Origin of the sequence: uncultured Amnibacterium sp., assembly GCF_964245895.1 — a bacterium.
In the GTDB taxonomy this organism is placed as follows: Bacteria; Actinomycetota; Actinomycetes; order Actinomycetales; family Microbacteriaceae; genus Amnibacterium.
In genome coordinates this window covers 1-2,660 of record NZ_CAXTOQ010000255.1, presented here as the reverse complement: position 1 = coordinate 2,660, position 2,660 = coordinate 1, and the positions used below count along the sequence as shown (strand labels likewise).

Here is a 2,660-nt window from a genome sequence, read left to right as displayed (position 1 = left end):
GGAGCCCGACATCGACGTCGACTTCGACTCCGACCGGCGGGAGGAGGTGATCCAGCACGTCTACGAGCAGTACGGACGGCGGAACGCGGCGCAGGTCGCGAACGTCGTCACCTACCGGCCGAAGAACGCGGTGCGCGACATGGCGAAGGCACTCGGCGCCTCCACCGGCCAGCAGGACGCGTGGAGCCGGCAGGTGGAGCGCTGGGGCGCGGTCACCTCCTCCGACGACCACGACATCCCGGCCGCCGTCGTCGAGCTGGCGGAGCAGGTGCTGAAGGCGCCGCGGCACCTCGGCATCCACTCCGGCGGCATGGTCCTGACCGACCGGCCCGTCGGCGAGGTCGTGCCGATCGAGCACGCCCGCATGGAGCGCCGGACCGTGCTGCAGTGGGACAAGGACGACTGCGCCTACATGGGGCTCGTGAAGTTCGACCTGCTGGGCCTCGGCATGCTCGCGGCGCTGCAGTACGCGTTCGACCTCGCGGCGCAGACAGTCATCGGTGAGCATGGCGGCGAGCGCTGGACCCTCGAGACGATCCCGAAGGAGGAGCAGGGCGTCTACGACCAGCTGTGCCGGGCGGACGCGGTCGGCGTGTTCCAGGTGGAGTCGCGCGCGCAGCTGGGGCTGCTGCCCCGGTTCCTGCCGCGCCGGTTCTACGACCTCGCGATCGAGGTCGCGCTGATCCGGCCCGGCCCGATCCAGGGCGGTGCGGTCCACCCGATCGTGCGGCGCCGCCGCGGGGAGGAGCCGGTCACCTACCTCCACCCCCTGCTGGAGCCGGTGCTGGCCCGCACGCTCGGGGTGCCGATCTTCCAGGAGCAGCTGATGCAGATCGCGATGGCCGTCGGCGGCTGCACCGGCGAGGACGCGGACCTGCTGCGCCGCGCGATGGGGTCGAAGCGCGGGATCGAGAGGATCGAGTCGCTGAAGGGGAAGCTGTACGCCGGGATGGCCGGCAACGGCATCACCGGGGCGACCGCGGACGAGATCTACACGAAGATCCAGGCGTTCGCGAGCTTCGGCTTCGCGGAGAGCCACTCCCTGTCGTTCGCGCTGCTGGTCTACGCGTCCGCGTGGATGCGGCTGCACTACCCCGGCGTCTTCCTCGCGTCGCTGCTGCGGGCGCAGCCGATGGGGTTCTACTCCCCCGCCTCCCTCACCGCCGACGCGCGCCGGCACGGAGTGGTGGTGCGGCGGCCGGACATCAACCGCTCCGGGGCCGACGCGGGCATGGAGGCGATCGAGGGTGCCGCTGCCTCGCGCGGCATGCTGGCCTGCCTCGGCGAGCAGCCGCCGGTCGAGGCGGGCTTCGACCGGACGGCGCCGGTCGAGGACCACCTCCACCGCCGCGACGGGGACCTGGCGGTGCGCCTCGGGCTCGCGGGCGTCACCGGCATCGGCGCGCCGCTCGCCGAGCGGATCGTCGAGGAGCGGACCGCGCACGGCGACTACCGGGATCAGCGCGACCTCGCCCGCCGCGTGGGGCTGACGGCCCCGCAGCTGGAGGCGCTCGCAACCGCCGGCGCCTTCGAGGGCTTCGGCATGACGGTCCGGGAGGCGCTGTGGGCTGCCGGCGCCGCCGCGGAGGAGCGGCCGGACACCCTGCCGCACACCTCGATCCTCGTGCAGCCGCCGCTGCTGCCCGAGACGACCGGGATGGACCGCGTCGCGGCCGACCTGTGGGCGACGGGCATCTCCACCGACGACCACCCGGTCGCGCACGTGCGGGCCGAACTGGGGCGCCGCGGGGTGCTCGCCTCCACCGCGCTGCAGGGAGCGGAGTCCGGCCGCCGCGTCGAGGTCGGCGGGGTCGTCACCCACCGGCAGCGGCCGGCGACCGCCTCCGGCATCACGTTCCTCAACCTCGAGGACGAGACCGGGATGGTGAACGTGATCGCCTCGGTCGGCGTCTGGCAGCGCTACCGCCGCGTCGCCCGGGAGGCGCCCGCGATGATCGTACGCGGCATCCTCGAGCGCTCCCCCGAGGGCGTCGTCAACATCGTGGCGGACCGCTTCGAGCGCCTCCCGATCGGCGCGAAGCACGCCTCCCGCGACTTCCGGTAGCGCTTCAATTTGAAGGCGATCCGGTCGGCCGAAGGCCACCGGATCGCCTTCAGAATGCAGCGTGACCTTCTTGATCCGGGCGCCGACGGCTGACGACGCCGAGGCGGTCGGGAGGATGCACCTCGCCGCCTGGCGTGAGGCGTACGCGCACCTCCTCCCGCAGGACTTCTTCGACGACGACGCCGAGGCCCGCTGGATGCAGCGGTGGACGGCGAACCTCGCCGAGCCCCGCGCGGACACCGTCTCCCGGATCGCGCTGCGCGGGGACGAGGTCGTCGGCCTCGCGACCGCCGGTCCCGGTCGCGCGAACGAGAGCGGCGGTCCCCCTGTCCGCGATCGCGAGCTCTGGGCCCTGTACGTCCGGTCGTCCGAGTACGGCAGCGGACTCGGACACCAGCTGCTCACCGCGGTGCTGCCGGAGGACGTGCCCGCCGAGCTGTGGGTGTTCGAGGCGAACCCGCGCGCTCGCGCCTTCTACGCCAAGCACGGCTTCGAGGCGACGGAATACACGCTTCGGACCGATCAGCTCGGCACGCAGCTCGATCCGCCGGCGCATTGGGCGCCCGAGTATCCGGGCATCGACGAACTTCCCGCG

2 protein-coding genes are annotated in these 2,660 nt (G+C 72.9%); both read left to right on the top strand.

The annotated features are described in order from the left end of the window. Positions 1-2,065: error-prone DNA polymerase (locus ACFE60_RS18680; RefSeq protein WP_375390349.1), on the top strand; the 2,065-nt coding region annotated here is incomplete at its 5' end. 61 nt (positions 2,066-2,126) lie between these two features. Next, positions 2,127-2,660, top strand: a 534-nt coding sequence (locus tag ACFE60_RS18675) for a GNAT family N-acetyltransferase (RefSeq protein WP_375390348.1), incomplete at its 3' end; no start/stop codon positions are given.